We start from the raw sequence: 19,230 nt of genomic DNA on the forward strand, positions 1-19,230 counted from the left end.
GGGCAATGATCGAGACTTGGCAAAGCGGCCGTCAGGCCTTGTTGCGGGCGATGATGTCGGCGGCGGTTCGCTGACCCATCCGGACGGCACCGTCGACGTGCTGGTACCCCTCGGCCGCGATGTCGGAACACGAGAAGTGAATCGGGCCGACGGGCGTGCGGGAATCCGCGCCGTAGCGGTGAAGGCCGCCGAGGTCGAAGCTCGCCGCGTAGGCACCGCGTGTCCATTCCTCCGAGCCCCAGTCGGATTCGTAGTACACAACCGGCTCTTCGGCTTTCGGGCCCAGGTAGCGGGCGAGTGAGGCCAGAATCGTTGCCTTACGCTCCTCGGCGGAAAGCTCGAACATCGCGTCGGCCTTCTCGTCGGAGACGAAAGCGACCAGGGTGCCGCGATCGTCCTCGTGGTTGGTGTTGTCGTAAACCTCCTGCACTACCTCGGACGCGCCGAAGCCGGTGCCGGACAGGCCGGCTTCGCGCCAGAAAGGCGTCTCGTACACGGCGTGCACCTTGATGACGAGGCCGAGGGACTGGTGCTGGTGCATCTGGTGCTGACGGCGTGGCAGCGGGGGATCGTAGGAGATCCGGGAGTAGAGGTTGGGGGGTACAGCCAGGATGACCCGGCTTGCCTCGACACGAACATCGCCGTCCGCCAACACCGTTGCGCCGGATTCGTTCCACTGCACCGTACGGACGGGCGCGTTGAGGAAGACGTCGTCACCGAGCGCCTCGGCCATACGGATGGATACCTGCTGCATTCCGCCGACAACGCGCTTGTCGAGGATGAAGTCCTCGTCGACGAGGTGGGAGAACGAACCAGCGGAGGCGGCCATCAGGACTGCCTGTAGAGCGGAGAACGAGTGGGCGGGCTTGGTGAGCATGCCGCCGGCGATGAAGAGGCCGATGTTGTCGCGCGCCTCGGCGTCGTCGGACTGGTTGATCAGCCACTGCTTGAACGAGACGGTGTCGAGATCGCGGGCGAGGGGGTGTGCCCACGGCTCCTCCGCGCCGATCTGCGCTGCGAGATCGTCCATCTCGTCGATGAGACGGTCCATCTCCTTCTTCGTGGTCTCGTTCGTGGGGAAGGAATCACCCGTGTACTGCGTCCGCTCACCCGCTGACGAGATGTAGACGGATTCGCCCTCTCGGTAGCGCTCGAACGTCGTGAGGCCGAGCTCGTCGAGCAAGGAGATCAGCGCGGTCTGGTCCGGGGAGACCCACTGGCCGCCGATTTCCAGGACTGCGCCGTCGATGGTGTCGGTCCACGTGCGGCCGCCGACACGATCGCGTGCTTCGATCACGGCGACGGACAAGCCGGCCTTGCGCAGCGCGGTTGCCGCTGCCAGGCCAGAGGGGCCGGCGCCGACGATTGCAACGTCTCTCTGGAGAGTAGGCACTTGCGAGCTCCTTCATGTTGAGCACCGCTCGAGTCGAAAAGCTGCCGACGAGCGAGTGAACGGTTGTCGGTTTTCAGTCTGTCCTGAGGAGACGCACGCCACACCTGACGAAACGGAGTGTTCGATCGGTGATCTTGTGCCGTTTAGGCGCGGCTAGCCGTTGATGACGTGACGATCGCCGAGCGGTCGGCTCAGCGGGACATCCAAGCTGCCGAACACGGCAACCAGAATGCACATCTTGTCCGCGGCCTCGGGCAGTGCCCCGGTTCGTAGAGTGACGATCACCGTCGTATCGGTCTCTTCGACGGTTGCGTACGCGCCGTAGCACTCCGGAGTGCCGGTCACGAAGTGGACGGCCACCGTGTGATCGTCGACCTCGGACCACGATTCGAACATCGTGGCCGTTGCTCCCACGATGTCGGTGCGACTGTCGAACTCCGTGCCCATCTCGCTGTCGTCGACCTCGTCGGGAACGGGCGTTCCGAGCGACCAGTCGGCGGGACTCGCTTCGTTGGCCGCCATCGGATTCGGCGCGGCAACCGGCCCGGTTGTCTGGGCCCCGACGGAGCATCCGGCCAAAGCAAGGCAGGCCAGAACGGCGAGGGTTAGTACACGCATGAATCCACCGTAACCCTGTTCAAGCGAGTAGTGCCGTGACCAGCGCAATTGCCGGAATCGACGCCAAAGTGGTGACAAACGCGCTGTCTCGGGCGAGGACCATTCCACGCCGGTAGCGGCTTGCGTAGATGAAGACGTTCTGCGCAGTCGGCAAGGTCGAGACGACCACGATCGCGAACAACTGATGGCCGTCGATGCCGAGGAGGAAATGCGCCATCAGATAGGCCAGCACAGGTTGGACGACGATTTTGAGCGTCGACGCCAGCGCGACGTCGCGGCGCGGACTCGAGCCCTTCTCCAAGACCCGCACGCCGTACAGCGAGAGCCCGAATGCCAAAAGCGCTCCGGGTACCGATGTGGCGCCGATCAATTCGAAAGGCTGCATCAGCGGCCGGGGCGGTGACCAACCGACCAACGCGACGATCAATCCCGCTGCGCCCGCGAGCACGATCGGGTTCTTGAAGGGGGCAGTGACGGTGTAGATCAACGAGAGCTTCTCGGCATTCTCGCCGCGAAGCGCCGTCAGATCGAGGATCGTCAAAGCGATCGGGGAGTAGACGACGATCTGAAACAGCAGGAGCGGGGCAACGAACGTGGCATCGCCGAGCACGAATACCGCGATCGGGATTCCGAGGTTCGCCGAATTCACGTACGACGCAGACAGTGCGCCGATAGTCAGTTCGGGTAGCGGCCGATTGAGCCAGATCTTCGCGACGAGAACGTACAGAGCGCCGACGGCAAAGGCCGTGGCCGACGCAACCGCGAGCGTCGGCGAGAAGATCACCGACAAATCGGACGACGCGAGGGTCGTGAACAGCAGGGCAGGCGTCGCGACGAAGAAGACGAGTCGACCGAGAACGAACTGCCCTTGGCTACCGAGGGTGCCGAGACGGCCGAGGAGATAACCGACCGCGATGACAACAAAGATTACGGTGAAACCCGCAACAACTCCCGACACGCTGCGGGCACCTCTCGACTGGAATGAACGACTTCGAGAAATCTTAGTCCGGGCAACAAAAAGGCCGCGCAGTCGAGTGACTGCGCGGCCTCTTCGGTACTTCTACGTGTGACTACCGTGCGGCGGTGAAGGGGAGCAACGCCATTTCGCGTGCGTTCTTCACTGCAACGGCGACCTGACGCTGCTGCTGCGGGGTCAGGCCCGTGACGCGACGGCTACGGATCTTGCCGCGGTCCGAGATGAACGTGCGAAGCAAGTTGATGTCCTTGTAATCGACATGCGTGATCTTCGCTGCGAACAACGGGTTCTTCTTGGGCTTACGACCCTCTACGGGGCGTGGCTTCTTCGACGGTGAACGCTTGACTGCCATCCGACTTCCTTACCAGCTCGACTTTTGTACGCCAGGCAGTTCCCCACGGTGCGCCATTTCTCGCACGCGAATCCGGGAGAGCCCGAACTTCCGCAGGTGGCCGCGCGGACGTCCATCCGCAGCGTCTCGATTGCGCAATCGTACCGGACTGGCGTCGCGTGGTAGACGTTGCAGGGTCGCTTGGGCCTTCGCGCGCTCCTCGGGCGAGCTTTTCGGCGAGCGGATCGCCTCCTTGAGAGCGGATCGCTGCTCCGCGTACCGCTCGACGATGACCCGTCGCTGGTTGTTCTTGGCGATCTTCGACTTCTTGGCCATGCCTACTTCTCTTCTCGGAAATCGACGTGCTTTCGCAGCACCGGGTCGTACTTCTTCAGCACAAGTCGATCGGGGTCGTTGCGACGGTTCTTGCGGGTCACGTACGTGTACCCGGTGCCCGCGGTGGACTTGAGTTTCACGATCGGGCGGATCTCGTTGCGCGCCATCTGCTCAGACCTTCTCGCCGCGGGCGCGAATCCGGGCGACGACGGATTCGATGCCGTCGCGGTCGATCGTCTTGATCCCCTTGGTCGAGAGAGTGAGCGTGATGCGGCGACCCTCGCTGGGCAGCACGTAGGTCTTGCGCTGGATGTTCGGGTTCCAGCGACGGTTCGAACGCTTGTGGGAGTGCGAGACGGATTTTCCGAACCCCGGCACACGTCCGGTCACTTGGCAGTGAGCCGACATGGGTGTTCCTTTCAACTTGCAGATGACAATCATTTTCGACAATGCGGTGAGATCAATGTACCGTTCAACCTCGGTAATGACAATCATTCCCAGAAAGGCCCGCTGTGAACACGATCTTGGACGGCAGGACTCCGCTGGTCCTGGTCGCCGGCATGAGCGAATCCACCCCACACACCGCACGAGCGTTGCTGCGAACCGGAACTGTTCTGGTCCATCACGACCTGAGCCACGTCCGTGAAGGGGTGGTCCGGCGGACGGTCACCTCGATGACCGGGAGTGCCGGGTCTGCCAGCACTGTGTCCGAGCGCGAGACGATCCTCGAGCTCGCGCACGGCTGCGTCTCCTGCACCCTGCGCGAAGACTTGCTGCCGCTCCTGCGCCGGCTTCACTCGCACAGTTCGGTCCAGCGGATCGTCTTGCTGCTGGACCGCCAACTCGAGCCCGAGGCGCTGTGCTGGGCGATCGAGCACGTCGTCGTGACCGGCGTCGTCGGCCAACTGGACGGACCGGCACAGCGCGATGTCCGCGTCGACGCTGTCGTGACGTGCATCGACGCGCAGACCTGGCTCGCCGAAGCGACCGGCGACGAAGCTCTCGACGACGACCGCACCCTGGCTCAGGTCGTCGTCGGGCAGGTCGACTTCGCCGACGCGCTCGTCCTGCGCGGGTCCGACGGACTCGACGGCTGGCAGCGGTCCCGCCTGAACGCGGTTCTCGCGCGCATCGCTCCGCGGGTACCCGTCTTCGATGAGGGAGACGACATTGAGGCACTGCTCCTCGAGGTGCCTGCGGATGCGCGACGCGGTGAACTGGCCGACGCACATTCACCGTTGCTGCGTCGCCAGCCGCCGCTCGACGACGACGGCGGAGTGATGCTGGTCGAGTTCACCGCGAACCGGCCGTTCCACCCCGGGCGTCTGCACGAGGCGATCGACGTCCTGCTCGAAGGCGTCGTGTACTCCCGGGGTCGCGTCTGGGTGGCGACGCAACCGGGTGAAGCGCTCTGGCTCGAATCGGCCGGCGGTGGCTTGCGGGTTGCCAGCGCAGACACCTGGCTGGCCGCGATGACGCCGGAGCAACGAGAGCGCGTTCCGGCCGAGCGCCGTGCCCTCGCGGCCCTGAAATGGGACGAGCGTTTCGGTGATCGCGACACCTCGATGGTCGTTCTGACCTGCGGTGCCAACCCGCTCGAGATCGACCGAACACTGCAGCATGCCTTGGTCACCGACGACGAATTGGCAGACGAAACGTCGTGGGCCACCTGGGAAGACCCGTTCGGTGAGTTCCACGAAGACCCGTGTGACGAATCCGAATCACCTTATGCCGAAACCGAATCAACGCGAGAGGGAAACGAATGAAGAAGCAGATGCACCCCGACTACCACCCGGTGGTGTTCCAGGACGCCAGCACCGGCAAGAGCTTCCTGACCCGATCGACCGTGACGAGTGACCGCACCGTCGAATGGGAAGACGGCGGCACGTACCCGCTGCTGGTCGTCGATGTCACGAGCGACTCGCACCCGTTCTGGACCGGAGCGCAACGCGTGATGGACACCGCCGGACGCGTCGAGAAGTTCGAGCGTCGCTACGGAAAGCGCAAGGCACTCTGATGGCCGTTCCCAAGCGGAAGATGTCGCGCTCCAACACGCGCAGTCGCCGTGCCCAGTGGAAGGCGACGGCGCCCGATCTGGTCGAGGTCACGGCCTTCGGCCAGACCCACCGGGTTCCCCGGCGACTGGTCAAAGCAGTTCGACTCGGGGTGATCGACCCGAGCCGCATCTGACCGTGCGATCCTTGGCCGGTGCTGCTGAGGATCCTCGAACTGGTGGGCATCGTGGCGTTCGCAGCCTCGGGTGCCCTGGTGGGCGTCACCAAGCGACTCGACATCTTCGGGGTGTGCTCGGTGGGTGTGTTCACCGGTATCGGCGGCGGTATCGTCCGCGACGTTCTCCTCGGCGTCCATCCGCCCAGCTCGCTGAGCAGTTGGCCGTACTTCGGAACGGCCGCCGCCACCTCACTCGCCGTGTTCTACCTCCACGAGCCGCTGAATCGACTGCGTCGTGAAATCCTGGCGCTCGACGCACTGGGAATGGGCCTGTTCGCGAGCACCGGCGCCGTCATCGCGCTGGACAACAACGCCAGTTCGCTGGCGGCGACGTTGATCGGTGCGACCGCTGCGATCGGCGGCGGAGTGATCCGCGACGTCCTCGTCAACGAGGTGCCGCTGCTCCTGCACAAGGACCTGTACGCGGTTCCCGCACTGCTCGGCGCTGCGTTGGTGGTCACAGTCTCGCAAGCCGGACTGTCCACCAACGCCGCGCTGGTATGCGGCACCGCATTCGCCGCAGTGTTCAGACTGCTTGCGTTGTGGCGTCATTGGAGCCTGCCGGGACCCCGGCGAACCCGGGACTGATCGCGACACGCCGGAGCCCGGAATCGGACCCTCTCAGCCGCATCTCAGCACTTCAGTCCAAACTGTCGGTATGCGTATTTTGGTGGTCGACGACGACCGGGCGGTTCGCGAGTCGCTTCGGCGGTCGCTCAGCTTCAACGGCTACACGGTCGAACTCGCGGTCGACGGGCTCGACGCTCTCGAGAAGATCCTCGCCAACCGGCCCGACGCCGTCGTTCTCGACGTCATGATGCCGCGACTCGATGGACTCGAAGTTTGCCGCCGATTGCGTAGCGCCGGCGACGACCTACCCATCCTGGTACTCACCGCTCGCGATTCGGTCAGCGAGCGAGTCGCCGGCCTCGACGCCGGAGCCGACGACTACCTGCCCAAGCCGTTTGCCTTGGAAGAACTGCTCGCGCGACTGCGCGCTCTGCTGCGTCGCACCGCACCCGATCTCGACGCCGATTCCGAGATGATGGCGTTCGAGGACCTCACCCTCGACCCGGTCACCCGCGAGGTCAAGCGCGGCGAACGATCGATCAGCCTCACCCGAACCGAGTTCTCCCTCCTCGAAATGCTCATGGCCAACCCGCGCCGCGTGCTGACTCGTGGACGCATTCTCGAAGAGGTGTGGGGATACGACTTCCCGACGTCCGGCAATGCGCTCGAGGTGTACGTCGGCTACCTGCGTCGTAAGACGGAGGCGGACGGCGAACCGAGGTTGATTCACACCGTCCGCGGAGTCGGCTACGTCCTGCGGGAGACGCCTCCGTGATCACCGCTCCGTTCGGCAAGAACGCCGAACCGAAGAAATCCTCCACCACCCAAGCGTCCGTCGAAATGCGCCCGCCGATGCCACTGACCCGTTCGGTGTCGCTGCGTTGGCGCGTGACACTGCTCGCTGCGTCGGTGGTGGCCATTGCCGTCGCAGTCATGGCGATCGCGGCATACGCGGTGGTTTCGCGTGCGCTCTACGCGGACGTCGATCACCAGTTGCGGACCAGAGCAGCGGTGCTCATCGACAGTAATGTCGTGCGCTTCGATCCTCGCTACATCTCCGGCGCGACGCTCTACACCACCGACATCAGTGTTGCCCTGATCTTCTCGGATCTGAGCACGTACCAGCCGCCCGGTTCCGACGTGCCGATCGGCGAAGCCGAAGATGCCGTTGCGCGGGGCGAATCGGATTCCTCGCTGCGAACCGTCGACGGCCAGCGCGTGCTGGCCCAACGAACCCATGACGGAAGCACTTTGGTGATCGGGCAGCGGCTCGCGCCGACTGTGGCGGTACTGGACCGGCTGGCCTGGGTCCTCTTCGTGGTCGGCGGGTGTGGTGTCATTCTCGCAGCGGTGGCGGGTACTACCGTGGGCCGCACCGGTTTACGGCCCATTGCCAGGCTGACTGCAGCCACCGAACGCGTCGCCCGGACCGACGATCTGACGCAGATCCCCGTGACCGGCAGCGACGAATTGGCGCGTCTGACAGAGAGTTTCAACACGATGCTGCGGGCACTCGCCGAGTCCCGCGAGCGTCAGTCGCGTCTCGTTGCGGACGCCGGACACGAGTTGCGCACACCGCTGACTTCGTTGCGTACCAACATGGAATTGCTGATCGCGTCCAGCCGACCAGGCGCGCCGCAGATTCCCGACGAGGACATGGCCGAACTGCGCGCCGACGTCGTCGCGCAGATCGAAGAACTGTCGACTCTTGTGGGCGACCTCGTGGATCTGGCCCGCGAAGACGCGCCCGAAACCGTGTACGAGCGCGTCGACGTCAGCGACGTCGTCGAGCGGGCGCTCGAGCGAGCACGGCGCAGGCGCAACGAAATCGAGTTCGAGGCGGTCACTACTCCGTGGTACGTCTACGGAGACCAGGCGGGCCTCTCGCGTGCCGTGCTCAACGTCCTCGACAACGCTGCGAAATGGAGCCCGAAGGGCGAACAGGTACGCGTCGAAATGCGTCCGGTCGGCCAAGGATTGTTGGAATTGACCGTAAGTGATGCGGGACCTGGCATTCCGGAGGAGGATCGGGAGTTGGTGTTCGATCGTTTCTACCGGTCGACCGCGGCTCGCTCCATGCCGGGATCGGGTCTGGGACTTGCGATTGTGCGTCAGGTCGTCGTCAAGCACGGCGGCACCATCGCGATCGACGAATCCGATCGTGGGGGAGCGCTGGTTCGAATCGTGCTTCCCGGGGAACCGGGTCCGAGTGCCGAGTAGCGTGTTCGGGCGGCTGCCCAGGCCCGTCGGTCCCGCGTATCGGTGACCGAGGTCACGGGGTAATACGTTCGGGCCGAAAGTATTTCGGGCCGAGCCGGCAACACCGGCTTTTCACGTCGAACTCTGGGTAAAGTGACAGGCACGTCTCAGCGCCTTCTCAGCAGCGCAAGGCAGCATTGTCGGCAGAACAGTTGTGACTGCCCGTCCGGTGGTCACCGTAGACGAAAGCGAGCCGATGACCGAGGACCGTAACGTCGGGCCGACCCGGCCCGAGCAGCCCAACAGCGAGCCCACCACCCAGGCGCAGCCGCAGCAGCCTCCTGTGCAGCCGCAGCAGCCGTACCAGCCGACCGAATCCTTTGCCCGACCCACTGAAGGCCGACCCACCGAAGGCCGACCCACCGAAAGCTTCGGGCAGGCGCCGCAGCAGCCCACGCAGGCTTTCGGCCACCCGCACGGTGCTCATGAGGCGGCGTACCAGCACAACGCTCCGTATGGCGCACCCAACCCAGGTGGACCTGGTGGACCCGGTGGCCCGAACGGTCCGGGCGGCCACAATCAGATCCCAGCGCCGCTGCAGGGGCCGAACTCCGGTTCGACCACCACCAAGCCGAAGTCGGGACGCATGGCGCTGGTTGCCGGCGCTCTCGCCCTGGTCCTGGTCAGTGGTGGTGTCGGTGGCGTGGTCGGTGCCGTCGTAGCGGACCGCAACGGTGGAACCGCGACGGTCACCAACTCGTTGAACGCCCCGAAGCCCACTGCGACCAACACGTCCAACGCTCCTGCCGGCTCGGTTCAGGCCGTTGCCTCGAAGGTGGTGCCCAGCGTCGTGCAGATCGAGGTGGCCACCGCTCAGGGACAGGGCGGTGAGGGTTCCGGTGTCATCCTGTCCTCCGACGGCCTGATCCTGACCAACAACCACGTTGCCGGTGCTCAGGGAGCGCAACTTCGCGTCGCGTTCTCCGACGGAACCAAGGCCTCGGCCACCCTGGTCGGTGCCGATCCAGTCTCCGACATCGCCGTCATCAAGGTCGACGGTCGCAACGACCTCACGCCCATCGATCTCGGCAACTCCGGCGACGTCCAGGTCGGACAGCAGGTTGTTGCCGTCGGGTCCCCGCTCGGTCTGGCCGGCACGGTCACCGAAGGCATCATCTCCGCCCTCGATCGTCCGGTGTCCACGAGCGGCGAGTCCGGCAACCAGAACACCGTCATCGACGCTCTGCAGACCGACGCAGCGATCAACCCCGGTAACTCCGGTGGCGCTCTCGTCAACATGGACGGCCAGCTGATCGGCATCAACACGGCGATCGCCTCCCTCGGGGCGTCCTCGGGTACCCAGGGCGGCTCCATCGGCCTCGGATTCGCCATCCCGATCGATCAGGCACGCCGCGTCGCCGACGAGCTGATCAAGACCGGCAAGGCGACCCAGGCCATGATCGGCGTGACCGTGCCGTCGCAGGACAACGCCGACGGCGCAACCGTCATGGATGTCACCGCTGACGGACCGGCTGCAAAGGCCGGCATCCCGAAGGGTGCAGTCATCACCAAAGTTGACGATCGTGTTGTCGCAGATGGTGATTCGCTGATCGCGGCAGTGCGTTCGCATGCTCCCGGAGACAAGGTCTCGATCACGTACAGCGACGGTGGGCAGACCAAGACCGTCGATGTCACGTTGGGAACCGCGGCGGCGCAGGGCGGCCGATGATGTTCGGCGATCAGCAGACGATCGACCCGATCTTCGGCCAGATCGCAACGGCGTCGGGATCGGACACTACGGTAGGAGTCATGGAACTCGAAGCCACATCGGCCGGCCGCGCTCTGGTCGTCATCGTCGACGATCGCACAGCCCACGGCGACAACACCGACTCCATCGGTCCTCTGGTCACGGAACTGCTGAACGAAGCGGGTTTTCTCGTCGATGCGACGGTTGCCGTCGCCGCCGACGAAGTGGAAATTCGCAACGCTCTCAACACAGCAGTCATCGGTGGCGTCGACCTCGTCATCTCGGTCGGCGGTACCGGGGTGTCCCCGCGTGACGTCACTCCCGATGTGACCGCCGAGGTTCTCGATCGCGAGATCCCGGGAATTGCCGAAGCACTTCGCGCTTCCGGTCTTTCGGCCGGATCACTCGACGCAGGCTTGTCCCGTGGCCTCGTCGGGGTTTCGGGCAGCACGTTGGTCGCCAACCTGGCGTCGACCAGGCCGGCGATTCGCGACGGGATGGCAACCCTGACGGCACTGGCGAGCCACGTCATCGCCGAGCTGTCCAGCCTCGAGGGCTGAGACGGTTTGCCCGAGCAGTCAGATACCCCGAAGAAGCCGCCAGTCGACAAGAAGCGCCTGGCGCGCATCTTCGGGGACGTCTTTCCCGAGACGACGTCGGACGAGCGGGGTCCGGAAGGATCGTCGCGATCCTCGGACGACGATTGGCTGCGCAGCCAGCGGCCCCCGCACCACGGTGGTTGAGAAGTAGATCAGGCCCTCGGACGCAATGTCCGAGGGCCTGATTTGTTCTGTGGGCACTGCCTATTCGAGTGTCTTCGCGTGCGCTCCCGTGTCGGCGCCACTGTTGGCGGAGAGGATGTCGCGGATCTGGATGAGCAGATCGGTTTCGCTGGCTTCCTTGTCCTCGGGCTCGGAGACGAACTTCTTCTTCGCCGCATTCGCGGGAACGATGAGCACGAAGTAAACGACCGCCGCGATGATGACGAAGTTGATGATCGCGGTGACGACTGCGCCGATATCCACGAAGGTTTCGGGATTGCCGGAGACGATCTCACGGCCCCAGCCCAACTCGTTGGAACCTCCGATTGCGGCAATGAGCGGGTTGATGATGTTGCTGGTGAATGCCGTGACGATGGCAGTGAAGGCTGCGCCGACGACAACTGCGACGGCCAGGTCGAGCACGTTTCCGCGAAGCAGGAAATCCTTGAATCCCTTGAGCATGTCGGTGTCCCCTCGAGTCTCCGATGGCAAGTGCCAGATGGTCCGTTGATACCGAACCGACTGGAAAAATCCTAGAGGAGCTTCGGCTGATTTGTGCGGTCAGCGAAATGTCACGGTGATCGCATTGGACAGAGATGCGGCGGCTACGACGTTGGCCGCCGGTGTCGGCAGGGCCAGCAGAATCACCTGTTCCTGCTGGTTACGTGTACTTTCCGAGGTGGTGACCAGCGCGACGACCGCCCCCGCGGCAAGAATCTGCGGGGCCTTGTCGGCAATTGATTCGTTGGGTGTGTCGGGGCGGGGTGTGTCTGGGCCGACAGTCAGAACATCGACGACATCGCCGCTGCGCAAAATTTCTGCCACAGCCGCATCGGCGAGTCGAACGGGGACGATGCGGGCGTCGTCGGTGCCCACCGACAACCCGGCCAACCGGGGGCTGAGAACACGCACGTCGGTGACGGTTTCCCCGGAGCGAATCGGGCCGGCAACGGTTCTGCCGACTACCAGGTCGGTATCGGAGACAACTCCTTCGGGAAGGTGTTTCGAGTTGATCTCGCGGACCTCGACATCCGAATCCGCGATCACCTGCCCCGGAGTGAGATCGCGGTTCGAGACAACTACGGCGACGGTGTCGGTCGCGGGATCGCCTCGAAAGAAAAGAACAACGCCGAGTGTGGCCAGCATAACGGCTGCGAACTTGCGGACGGTCGCTGAGCGAAATCGTGTGCCGCGTGTCAGTTCGACGAGGCGATCGAAGGTGTTCGGCGTGAGATCGAGTTGGGCGCGCAATGGATGGGAGCGCCTCGGCGAACGAGAACGTACTGACGGCATTCATGCACGTTAGGGCCGGAAGCGGTGCTTCCGGCCCTAACGATGTGAACCTGTGGACAACCCGGAGGTTGTGGAAATCAGCTTGCGGCAGCCTTCGCGGGCGCCGGCGTGCTGGTCGACGAACTCGAGGTCGAAGAGGAGTCCGACTTGGACTCGGACTTCGCGGCGGGTGCCGAATCGCTCTTGGCCGGCTCGCTCGCTGTTCCGGAGCCGCCGCGGCTGTCGGTGCGGTAGAAGCCGCTGCCCTTGAACACGATGCCAACAGAGTTGAACAGCTTGCGGAGCTTGCCTGAGCAGGCTGGGCAGACCGTCAGCGAATCTTCGCTGAAGGACTGGACGATGTCGAAACGGTTGTCACATTCCGTACATGCGTATGAGTAGGTGGGCACCGGGCTTCCTCCGCACTGTGATGTTCGAGCAGCCGCGTATTTACACCGCAGCCTTTAGCACTCTACAAGTGACAGTGCCAACAGCGCTAATCAGGGATCTATTCCCGCAGATCATTAGCGATGGAGCCGCGTGAGACCGCCGCCCGGCGTCAGTGCCCAGCCCATGGGAATGTCGTGGTCGTCTGCCGGCAAGGTCTCGACGAGTTCGGAGTCTCTGACGAGGGCCACCAATCGAGTCTGCGAGCCGACCGACCCGAGAGTGCGGTCGTAGAAGCCTGCGCCACGGCCGAGGCGTGTTCCGCGAAAGTCCACCGCAAGTGCAGGGATCAGCATGCATTCCACCTCGGACAGGGTTTCCGGTGGTAGGACGGGTCCGACGGGCTCCCGAATGCCGTACTTCGCCGGGCGCAAACCGTCGGCGCCGCTGTACTGGACCCAGGACAAGGGTCCGGGCTCCCCGGTGATCGGAAGTAGTACTCGCTGGGCGATCTCGGCAACGGCGTCGAGCAAGTCGGTGGATCCGGGTTCGGTGCGAGTGGGGACATACGCACATACCGTTGACCCGTCGACGATCACCGACCGCAGGTGCGTGATCAACGCCGCAGTTTCCGTGTTTCGAGTGTGCTCCGAGACTGCTTCACGGGCTGCGAGTGCGATTTGTCGCCATTGCGCTTTTGTCCGAGGTGTCACCCCGCAACGATATTCGTCTTGCTGACCGAGCGGTAACAAGCGGCGGCTAAGGTGTTGGCATGACAGACGTTGTCGCTAGCAGCACGAGGGCCTTCCGTACGGCCGTGGTCCCCGCAGCCGGACTTGGTACGCGTTTCCTACCTGCCACCAAGACGGTTCCGAAAGAATTGCTGCCGGTCGTGGACACACCGGGTATCGAACTGGTGGCTGGTGAAGCCGCGGACTCGGGAGCCGAGCGGCTCGTCATCGTGACGTCCCCGGGTAAAGACGGAGTGGTTGCTCACTTCGTCGAGGATCTCGTACTCGAAAGCAAGCTGGAGGCGAGCGGAAAACTTGCTGCGCTGGCAAAGGTGCGCAAAGCGCCCGGTTTGCTCGAAGTCGATTCCGTGATTCAGGAACAGCCCCTCGGGCTCGGGCATGCCGTCGGTTGTGTCGAGTCGGTTCTCGACGACGACGAAGATGCCATCGCGGTCCTTCTGCCCGACGATCTCGTACTGCCGCGTGGTGTCCTGGAGATCATGGCGCGAGTTCGGGCCAAGCGCGGCGGCTCCGTTCTCTGCGCAATCGACGTACCCAAAGATGCGGTCAGTGCGTACGGCGTCTTCGACGTCGAGATCGTTCCCGACGCGGTCAATCCCGACGTACTCAAGGTCGTCGGCATGGTCGAGAAGCCCGCTGTGGAAGATGCGCCGTCGACCTTTGCCGCGGCGGGTCGCTACCTGCTCGACCGTGCGATCTTCGACGCACTTCGTCGCATCAAGCCGGGAGCCGGCGGTGAGTTGCAACTCACCGACGCCATCGCGCTCCTGATTTCCGAGGGCCATCCGGTTCACGTGGTGGTGCACCGCGGAACACGTCATGACCTGGGCAACCCCGGCGGGTACCTCCGCGCTTCGGTTGACCTGGCTCTCGACAGTGACGACTACGGCCCGTCCTTGCGCAAGTGGCTCGCGGATCGACTCGACCGCTGAGCGTGTCGCCACGGTGGTTGATCGCCCGATAACGCAGTATCAATGTGCTTGTCCCTTTTCGAAGGCAAGGCATCATGAGCTGACGGATATCACCGAATTTCCAGACACAGGAGGACGCGGACCAGATGCGGTCGGTTGAGGAGCAGCAGACCAGGGTTACCGCTGCTGCAGTGGCACCCCGTCCGGTTCGGGTCGCCATCTCGGAGGCGCAGGGACTGCTGTGTGCCGAGGAAGTGGTGACCGAACGCCCATTGCCAGGATTCGATCAAGCTGCCATCGACGGTTACGCGGTTCGCAGCGTCGACGTCGCCGGTGCGGGAGCCGATCTCCGAGGAGAGGACGGCGAGCCCACGGACCTCAGCTTGCCGGTGGTCGGCGAGGTGACGGCGGGCTCACGCCAACCGATCCGGCTGCAACCTCGTCAGGCTGTCCGAGTCGACACCGGCGCGCCGTTGCCCACGCTGGCCGACGCAGTTCTTCCGCTCGAGAACACCGACGGTGGTCGCGCTCGCGTTCGGATCTTCGAGCCGGTGCGTTCGGGCGATTACGTTCGCCGTGCAGGCGATGACGTCCAGCCGGGCGACGTCGCCGTTCGGGCAGGCACCATCATCGGAGCCGCACAGGTCGGGTTGCTTGCCGCCGTCGGCCGCGACAAAGTGCTCGTCCATCCACGTCCGCGCCTCTCGGTCATCAGCGTCGGTGGAGAACTCGTCGACGTGGATCGCACGCCGGGGCCTGGTCAGGTCTACGACGTCAATTCGTATGCTCTCGCCGCGGCCGCGCGCGATGCCGGTGCCGACGTCAACCGCGTGGGAATCGCAGGCAACGACTCGCGTCGTCTTCGTGAAGTAGTCGAGGGTCAGCTGATTCGCTCGGAAATCGTTGTCATCGCCGGTGCAGTGGGCGGCGGAGCGTCCGACGAAGTTCGTGAGGCGCTTGCCGATCTGGGGACACTCGAGGTTGAGCGCGTTGCCATGCATCCGGGATCAGTCCAGGGTTTCGGTCAGCTGGGACGAGACGAGGTTCCGACCTTTCTCCTACCGTCCAACCCGGTCAGCGCACTGGTGGTATTCGAAGTCATGGTTCGCCCGCTGATCAGAATCGCGCTGGGACGACGCCAACCGATGCGACGAGTAGTGAAGGCGCGCACGGTGGGAACGATTACGTCGATCGCCGATCGCAAGGGTTTCCTGCGTGGTCAGCTGATGCGTGACGAAGCGACAGGGGAGTACCTGGTGCAGGCTCTCGGCGGTGCACCCGGCGCGTCCTCCCACCTCCTCGCGACTTTGGCGGAAGCCAATTGCCTGGTTCTTGTCGATCGAGACGTCACCGAAGTGCACATCGGTGAAGAAGTCGACGTAGCTTTTCTCGCCCAACGTGGGTAACGCCGACCCGAGTGGGGTGTGATGTCAGTCCATCCAGGATGGCCGGAAGATCTCGGCCCGCTGCGAGTGCCCGCGGGCGTGGTGACCGTCCGCCCCGTCAAACTTCGTGACGCTGCCGTGTGGAGTCGTCTCCGCATTCGCGATCGCGAGCACCTAGAGCCGTGGGAGCCCACCGGAGAATCGCCCTGGGATGCTCGCCATCACATCACCGTCTGGCCCTCCCTGTGCGGAAACCTTCGCTCCGAAGCGCGCAAGGGCAGGATCCTTCCCCTGGTGATCGAACTCGACGGGAAGTACTGCGGGCAGGTCACCATCGGAAATGTGGTGCGCGGCGCCCTGAGGTCCGCCTGGGTGGGCTATTGGGTCGCCTCGCACGTCACCGGTGGGGGCGTTGCCACAGCGGCCGTTGCGCTCACACTCGATCACGCATTCTCGAAGGTCGGTCTGCATCGAGTGGAGGCCACTGTTCGGCCGGAGAACGCGTCGAGTCGCGCAGTCCTACGAAATGTGGGGTTCCGGGAGGAAGGTCTCCTCAAACGCTATCTCGATGTGGACGGCCAATGGCGCGATCATCTTCTGGTCGGAATGACGATCGAGGAAGTGCCCACCACCGTCGTCGACAGATTGGTGCGATCCGGGCGCGCTTCGTGGGTGTGACGAAGACGGCGCCAGAAGCATGAGAAACGCGAGCTAAACAGCAGTTACCGCTGAGTAGTCCTACTTTTGGTCGGAAATTTGTGATTTTTGATTCAACTAGAACTTGAGACTTTTGGGACTGAACCGGAAGTTCAGTTCGGTACGCGTGTGACACATGAGTATGGTGGGGTTCGGCGCGTCGGCAACGATGCGAGGGCGTCGGCCGTTAACCTTGACTCGTCAACGGCTGGCATAGGTGCTGGTAGGTGATCGGGAGGAGGCCGCGGCATGCCTAGCTCATTCGTGTGGATCGGGCTGGTGGCCGTGTGGCTGTTCGTCCTGGTGCCGATGCTCGTCAACAAGCGCCCCAGGATCCGGCAGACGAGTGACGCGGCGCTCGCGACTCGAGTACTCCACCGCGGCGACAGCAACCCTGTTCAGCGCGGGCCGGCAGCAGGACATCGAAGCGATCCGAACTGGCAACCAGAACCAGTGCGCAGCAGCTACGACGCGGAGGACCAGATGGACACTCACGCAGAAGACGATTACGCCGGCGGTCGTGCACCGGTCGGAGAATTTGTTCCCGTCAGGCGCGGCCGAGGCGGGTTCGACCCCGAAGCGGATGCCATCGCCCGGGAGGCGCGGTATGCCTTCCGTCAGCGGACATTGCTGGGACTTGCGTTCGTCGCAATTCTTTCGGGCGCTCTCGCATTGATCATCTCGCCGATGGTGTGGTGGTTGTTCGCGCTCACCGTGTGCGGCCTCGGCGGGTACATGGCTTACTTGCGTCGGCAGGTTCGGATCGAGCAGGAGATTCGCCGCCGCCGCACTGAACGCCTCAACCGATCGCGACTCGGAGTCGAGTCGCACACCGACGAAGAGTTGCGCCTGATTCCGGCGCGACTGCGTCGGCCCGGAGCGGTTGTCCTCGAGGTCGACGACGAAGATCCGGTGTTCGATCACTTGGACCACTACGAAGAAGAGGTCAGGCACACCGAGATGCGTCGCGCGTCCGGTCAGTGATCCTCTGGGCCGATCTGTCGGGCCGAAAGTTCGTGTCGGGTGATTCCAACGGGAGTAATCGTTCCTGTTAGAGTTGCCGAGCACCGCTGAGGCGGTGGCACGGGGCTGTGGCGCAGTTGGTAGCGCGCTTCGTTCGCATCGAAGAGGTCAGGGGTTCGATTCCCCTCAGCTCCACCAAGAAGTACCAGCAAAAAGGGTCTTTCAACGAAAGTTGAACGACCCTTTCCTGCATTTTCAGGGCCTGCCCGAATTGCGAAGATTCGGTCTGAGTGTGCGCCGTTTCATACGATTGCGACCGCCGATCCGGACCGTTGAGCTTCCAAGTGAGGGATGATCCTTGGGCGGATACATGTTTGCCGGAAATGTAACGAGGGTCTGTCCGCTGCGATAGGCACGATGAGTCCGCTGCAGTTTTCCGCAGGTAGGACGTATATGTCGGGGAGGAATGTCGATGAGCCAGCCACGACGGCTAGCGATGATGCTTGTTGCTGTGATGTGCCTGATGGGAATCGGCGTCCTTGCCGTATCGGTCTTCCCCGCCATCGTCGCCGCCCAACCCGGTGGCAATAACGGCAATGGAAACAACGGTAACAACGGTGGCAATTACGGCAACGGCAACTACGGCAACGGCAACAACGGTGGCGGCAACGGCAATTACGGCAACGGCAACAACGGTGGCGGCAACGGCAACTACGGCTGGCATTGCCATCACCACAACTGCGGAACGACGGTAGTGCCGACGACCACGACGACTGTGCCGACGACCACGACGACTGTGCCGACGACCACGACGACTGTGCCGACGACCACGACGACTGTGCCGGCGACCACTGAGCCGACCACGACGACTGAGCCGACGACGACGACTGAGCCGACCACGACGACGACTGAGCCCACGACGACGACTGAGCCGACGACGACGACTGAGCCGACGACGACGACTGAGCCGACGACGACGACGACTGAGCCCACGACGACGACTGAGCCCACGACGACGACTGAGCCGACCACGACGACTGAGCCGACCACGACGACTGAGCCGACGACGACGACTGAGCCGACGACGACTGATCCGACGACGACGACTGAGCCCACGACCACGCCTGAGCCCTCAGCGAACCCTTCGGCGTCGCAACGTCCGAGCAGCAGTGCGTCACCGGTGACCAGCGCAAGCTCGCAGACCGAGAGTTCTCCGAGCGAAGCACCCTCCGAGTTGCAGACGTCAGAGACGCAGTCCCCTTCCGAATCGCAGCCGAGTTCCGAGCAGTCGTCCGCGGTAGCGGCTCCGCCGGCGGGACCGTCTGATCCGCAGGGACCGTCAGCGGGCGGCGGAGCGCCTGCACCCTCTTCCGGTGGACCGGCGAACGCTGCGCCGGGCGCAGTCGCAGCACCATCGGTCCCCGAGGTCCTGGCCGCTCCGGCACCCGTGGCTCCCCAGGTGCCGTCGAATACTCCGAACGTCGCGGCTCCCAGTGACAACCCGCAGGCATTTCCGACGGCGTTCACTCAAGGGCTTCCGCCGATTCTCAACGCTGCCGCCGTCGCCGGCGGTGTGGGCGGGATGGCGGTCGTGGCGGCCGGTGCGGGAGCAATGACTTTCCGCGGAGCATCGCTGCAGAAGGCGCGATTGGCTGCCGCCCGTGCCGAGTTCTTGGCACCTGGATCACAGGGAGGTGCGTG

Annotated in this window: 26 protein-coding genes and 1 tRNA gene; 14 read left to right on the top strand and 13 right to left on the bottom strand. The window is 64.0% G+C overall.

What is annotated here, in order from left to right; translation table 11 throughout:
- Positions 1–31: 31 nt before the first annotated feature.
- The 7 genes from ACFQ6Y_RS11245 to rpmB all read right to left on the bottom strand — a co-directional run bounded on the left by ACFQ6Y_RS11245 (position 32) and on the right by rpmB (position 4,062).
- Complete coding sequence (locus tag ACFQ6Y_RS11245) at positions 32–1,393, bottom strand: flavin monoamine oxidase family protein (RefSeq protein ID WP_378543559.1); 1,362 nt, start codon at positions 1,391–1,393, stop codon at positions 32–34.
- Between the two features lie 153 nt (positions 1,394–1,546).
- Positions 1,547–2,011, bottom strand: coding sequence for a hypothetical protein (locus tag ACFQ6Y_RS11250; protein ID WP_317827301.1), 465 nt, complete (start codon positions 2,009–2,011; stop codon positions 1,547–1,549).
- A gap of 19 nt (positions 2,012–2,030) precedes the next feature.
- Positions 2,031–2,969, bottom strand: a complete 939-nt coding sequence (locus tag ACFQ6Y_RS11255; RefSeq protein WP_378632103.1) for an AEC family transporter — start codon at positions 2,967–2,969, stop codon at positions 2,031–2,033.
- Between the two features lie 112 nt (positions 2,970–3,081).
- Positions 3,082–3,339: a 30S ribosomal protein S18 gene (gene rpsR, locus ACFQ6Y_RS11260; protein WP_003946414.1), complete on the bottom strand. Its 258-nt coding sequence runs from the start codon at positions 3,337–3,339 to the stop codon at positions 3,082–3,084.
- Positions 3,340–3,348: 9 nt separating this feature from the next.
- Positions 3,349–3,654, bottom strand: coding sequence for a 30S ribosomal protein S14 (gene rpsN / locus ACFQ6Y_RS11265; RefSeq protein WP_378632105.1), 306 nt, complete (start codon positions 3,652–3,654; stop codon positions 3,349–3,351).
- Positions 3,655–3,656: 2 nt separating this feature from the next.
- Positions 3,657–3,821 (bottom strand): 50S ribosomal protein L33, encoded by a 165-nt coding sequence (gene rpmG / locus ACFQ6Y_RS11270; protein WP_003946358.1) that lies wholly within the window; start codon positions 3,819–3,821, stop codon positions 3,657–3,659.
- A gap of 4 nt (positions 3,822–3,825) precedes the next feature.
- Positions 3,826–4,062, bottom strand: coding sequence for a 50S ribosomal protein L28 (gene rpmB / locus ACFQ6Y_RS11275; RefSeq protein ID WP_020908631.1), 237 nt, complete (start codon positions 4,060–4,062; stop codon positions 3,826–3,828).
- Positions 4,063–4,166: 104 nt separating this feature from the next.
- Between rpmB and mrf the strand changes: the two genes are divergently transcribed.
- The 9 genes from mrf to ACFQ6Y_RS11320 all read left to right on the top strand — a co-directional run bounded on the left by mrf (position 4,167) and on the right by ACFQ6Y_RS11320 (position 11,145).
- Positions 4,167–5,420: a ribosome hibernation factor-recruiting GTPase MRF gene (gene mrf / locus ACFQ6Y_RS11280; RefSeq protein WP_378632108.1), complete on the top strand. Its 1,254-nt coding sequence runs from the start codon at positions 4,167–4,169 to the stop codon at positions 5,418–5,420.
- The gene (locus ACFQ6Y_RS11285; protein WP_019744731.1) at positions 5,417–5,671 is read left to right on the top strand and encodes a type B 50S ribosomal protein L31; all 255 of its coding nucleotides are present in this window, start codon (positions 5,417–5,419) and stop codon (positions 5,669–5,671) included. The genes mrf and ACFQ6Y_RS11285 overlap by 4 nt, the downstream gene beginning before the upstream one ends.
- On the top strand, positions 5,671–5,844 hold the full coding sequence (gene rpmF / locus ACFQ6Y_RS11290; protein WP_007727540.1) for a 50S ribosomal protein L32: 174 nt from the start codon (positions 5,671–5,673) through the stop codon (positions 5,842–5,844). Before ACFQ6Y_RS11285 ends, rpmF begins: the two co-directional genes overlap by 1 nt.
- An 18-nt stretch (positions 5,845–5,862) precedes the next feature.
- A complete protein-coding gene (locus ACFQ6Y_RS11295) occupies positions 5,863–6,474 on the top strand; it encodes a trimeric intracellular cation channel family protein (protein ID WP_003946409.1) in 612 nt (203 codons plus the stop codon).
- Positions 6,475–6,544: 70 nt separating this feature from the next.
- Positions 6,545–7,231 (top strand): response regulator transcription factor, encoded by a 687-nt coding sequence (locus tag ACFQ6Y_RS11300; protein WP_003946387.1) that lies wholly within the window; start codon positions 6,545–6,547, stop codon positions 7,229–7,231.
- Positions 7,232–7,296: 65 nt separating this feature from the next.
- Entirely contained in the window at positions 7,297–8,676 is a 1,380-nt protein-coding gene (locus ACFQ6Y_RS11305) for a HAMP domain-containing sensor histidine kinase (RefSeq protein WP_020908630.1), read from the top strand.
- 235 nt (positions 8,677–8,911) lie between these two features.
- On the top strand, positions 8,912–10,384 hold the full coding sequence (locus ACFQ6Y_RS11310; protein ID WP_378632111.1) for a S1C family serine protease: 1,473 nt from the start codon (positions 8,912–8,914) through the stop codon (positions 10,382–10,384).
- An 80-nt stretch (positions 10,385–10,464) separates the two neighbouring features.
- Positions 10,465–10,962: a molybdenum cofactor biosynthesis protein B gene (locus ACFQ6Y_RS11315; protein ID WP_283303020.1), complete on the top strand. Its 498-nt coding sequence runs from the start codon at positions 10,465–10,467 to the stop codon at positions 10,960–10,962.
- A 6-nt stretch (positions 10,963–10,968) separates the two neighbouring features.
- Positions 10,969–11,145: a hypothetical protein gene (locus ACFQ6Y_RS11320; RefSeq protein ID WP_378632114.1), complete on the top strand. Its 177-nt coding sequence runs from the start codon at positions 10,969–10,971 to the stop codon at positions 11,143–11,145.
- A 60-nt stretch (positions 11,146–11,205) separates the two neighbouring features.
- On the opposite strand, the gene mscL is transcribed toward ACFQ6Y_RS11320, so the two are convergent.
- The 4 genes from mscL to ACFQ6Y_RS11340 form a co-directional block, all read right to left on the bottom strand.
- On the bottom strand, positions 11,206–11,625 hold the full coding sequence (mscL, locus tag ACFQ6Y_RS11325) for a large conductance mechanosensitive channel protein MscL (protein WP_378632859.1): 420 nt from the start codon (positions 11,623–11,625) through the stop codon (positions 11,206–11,208).
- Positions 11,626–11,724: 99 nt separating this feature from the next.
- Positions 11,725–12,456, bottom strand: coding sequence for an SAF domain-containing protein (locus ACFQ6Y_RS11330; RefSeq protein WP_378632117.1), 732 nt, complete (start codon positions 12,454–12,456; stop codon positions 11,725–11,727).
- A gap of 77 nt (positions 12,457–12,533) precedes the next feature.
- Positions 12,534–12,845, bottom strand: a complete 312-nt coding sequence (locus tag ACFQ6Y_RS11335) for an FmdB family zinc ribbon protein (RefSeq protein ID WP_003946378.1) — start codon at positions 12,843–12,845, stop codon at positions 12,534–12,536.
- 114 nt (positions 12,846–12,959) lie between these two features.
- On the bottom strand, positions 12,960–13,535 hold the full coding sequence (locus tag ACFQ6Y_RS11340; RefSeq protein WP_378632121.1) for a 5-formyltetrahydrofolate cyclo-ligase: 576 nt from the start codon (positions 13,533–13,535) through the stop codon (positions 12,960–12,962).
- A gap of 59 nt (positions 13,536–13,594) precedes the next feature.
- On the opposite strand from ACFQ6Y_RS11340, the gene ACFQ6Y_RS11345 reads away from it, so the two are divergent.
- The 5 genes from ACFQ6Y_RS11345 (at position 13,595) to ACFQ6Y_RS11365 (ending at position 17,727) form a co-directional block, all read left to right on the top strand.
- On the top strand, positions 13,595–14,506 hold the full coding sequence (locus tag ACFQ6Y_RS11345; RefSeq protein WP_019744725.1) for a UTP--glucose-1-phosphate uridylyltransferase: 912 nt from the start codon (positions 13,595–13,597) through the stop codon (positions 14,504–14,506).
- A gap of 125 nt (positions 14,507–14,631) precedes the next feature.
- Positions 14,632–15,891: a gephyrin-like molybdotransferase Glp gene (glp, locus tag ACFQ6Y_RS11350; RefSeq protein ID WP_317554289.1), complete on the top strand. Its 1,260-nt coding sequence runs from the start codon at positions 14,632–14,634 to the stop codon at positions 15,889–15,891.
- Positions 15,892–15,912: 21 nt separating this feature from the next.
- Positions 15,913–16,548, top strand: a complete 636-nt coding sequence (locus ACFQ6Y_RS11355; RefSeq protein ID WP_007727523.1) for a GNAT family N-acetyltransferase — start codon at positions 15,913–15,915, stop codon at positions 16,546–16,548.
- A 267-nt stretch (positions 16,549–16,815) separates the two neighbouring features.
- Entirely contained in the window at positions 16,816–17,550 is a 735-nt protein-coding gene (gene glpR, locus ACFQ6Y_RS11360; protein ID WP_095971057.1) for a gephyrin-like molybdotransferase receptor GlpR, read from the top strand.
- A gap of 101 nt (positions 17,551–17,651) precedes the next feature.
- Positions 17,652–17,727: transfer RNA gene (locus ACFQ6Y_RS11365), tRNA-Ala, on the top strand.
- A 292-nt stretch (positions 17,728–18,019) separates the two neighbouring features.
- On the opposite strand, the gene ACFQ6Y_RS11370 is transcribed toward ACFQ6Y_RS11365, so the two are convergent.
- A complete protein-coding gene (locus tag ACFQ6Y_RS11370) occupies positions 18,020–18,253 on the bottom strand; it encodes a hypothetical protein (protein WP_378632125.1) in 234 nt (77 codons plus the stop codon).
- Positions 18,254–18,258: 5 nt separating this feature from the next.
- Entirely contained in the window at positions 18,259–19,056 is a 798-nt protein-coding gene (locus ACFQ6Y_RS11375; RefSeq protein WP_378632129.1) for a hypothetical protein, read from the bottom strand.
- Between the last annotated feature and the right edge of the window lie 174 nt (positions 19,057–19,230).

This window comes from Rhodococcus sp. NPDC056516 (assembly GCF_042794655.1).
In the GTDB taxonomy this organism is placed as follows: domain Bacteria; phylum Actinomycetota; class Actinomycetes; order Mycobacteriales; family Mycobacteriaceae; genus Rhodococcus_F.

Coding starts and splice junctions, on each gene's coding strand:
- ACFQ6Y_RS11250 (WP_317827301.1), bottom strand. CDS start 2,011: ATGCGTGTACTAACCCTCGCCGTTCTGGCCTGCCTTGCTTTGGCCGGA.
- glpR (WP_095971057.1), top strand. CDS start 16,816: ATGCCTAGCTCATTCGTGTGGATCGGGCTGGTGGCCGTGTGGCTGTTC.
- rpmB (WP_020908631.1), bottom strand. CDS start 4,062: ATGTCGGCTCACTGCCAAGTGACCGGACGTGTGCCGGGGTTCGGAAAA.
- ACFQ6Y_RS11345 (WP_019744725.1), top strand. CDS start 13,595: ATGACAGACGTTGTCGCTAGCAGCACGAGGGCCTTCCGTACGGCCGTG.
- ACFQ6Y_RS11330 (WP_378632117.1), bottom strand. CDS start 12,456: ATGCCGTCAGTACGTTCTCGTTCGCCGAGGCGCTCCCATCCATTGCGC.
- ACFQ6Y_RS11285 (WP_019744731.1), top strand. CDS start 5,417: ATGAAGAAGCAGATGCACCCCGACTACCACCCGGTGGTGTTCCAGGAC.
- ACFQ6Y_RS11300 (WP_003946387.1), top strand. CDS start 6,545: ATGCGTATTTTGGTGGTCGACGACGACCGGGCGGTTCGCGAGTCGCTT.
- rpmG (WP_003946358.1), bottom strand. CDS start 3,821: ATGGCGCGCAACGAGATCCGCCCGATCGTGAAACTCAAGTCCACCGCG.
- mscL (WP_378632859.1), bottom strand. CDS start 11,625: ATGCTCAAGGGATTCAAGGATTTCCTGCTTCGCGGAAACGTGCTCGAC.
- rpmF (WP_007727540.1), top strand. CDS start 5,671: ATGGCCGTTCCCAAGCGGAAGATGTCGCGCTCCAACACGCGCAGTCGC.
- ACFQ6Y_RS11305 (WP_020908630.1), top strand. CDS start 7,297: ATGCGCCCGCCGATGCCACTGACCCGTTCGGTGTCGCTGCGTTGGCGC.
- ACFQ6Y_RS11370 (WP_378632125.1), bottom strand. CDS start 18,253: ATGCCAGCCGTAGTTGCCGTTGCCGCCACCGTTGTTGCCGTTGCCGTA.
- ACFQ6Y_RS11310 (WP_378632111.1), top strand. CDS start 8,912: ATGACCGAGGACCGTAACGTCGGGCCGACCCGGCCCGAGCAGCCCAAC.
- rpsN (WP_378632105.1), bottom strand. CDS start 3,654: ATGGCCAAGAAGTCGAAGATCGCCAAGAACAACCAGCGACGGGTCATC.
- glp (WP_317554289.1), top strand. CDS start 14,632: ATGCGGTCGGTTGAGGAGCAGCAGACCAGGGTTACCGCTGCTGCAGTG.
- rpsR (WP_003946414.1), bottom strand. CDS start 3,339: ATGGCAGTCAAGCGTTCACCGTCGAAGAAGCCACGCCCCGTAGAGGGT.
- ACFQ6Y_RS11355 (WP_007727523.1), top strand. CDS start 15,913: ATGTCAGTCCATCCAGGATGGCCGGAAGATCTCGGCCCGCTGCGAGTG.
- ACFQ6Y_RS11315 (WP_283303020.1), top strand. CDS start 10,465: ATGGAACTCGAAGCCACATCGGCCGGCCGCGCTCTGGTCGTCATCGTC.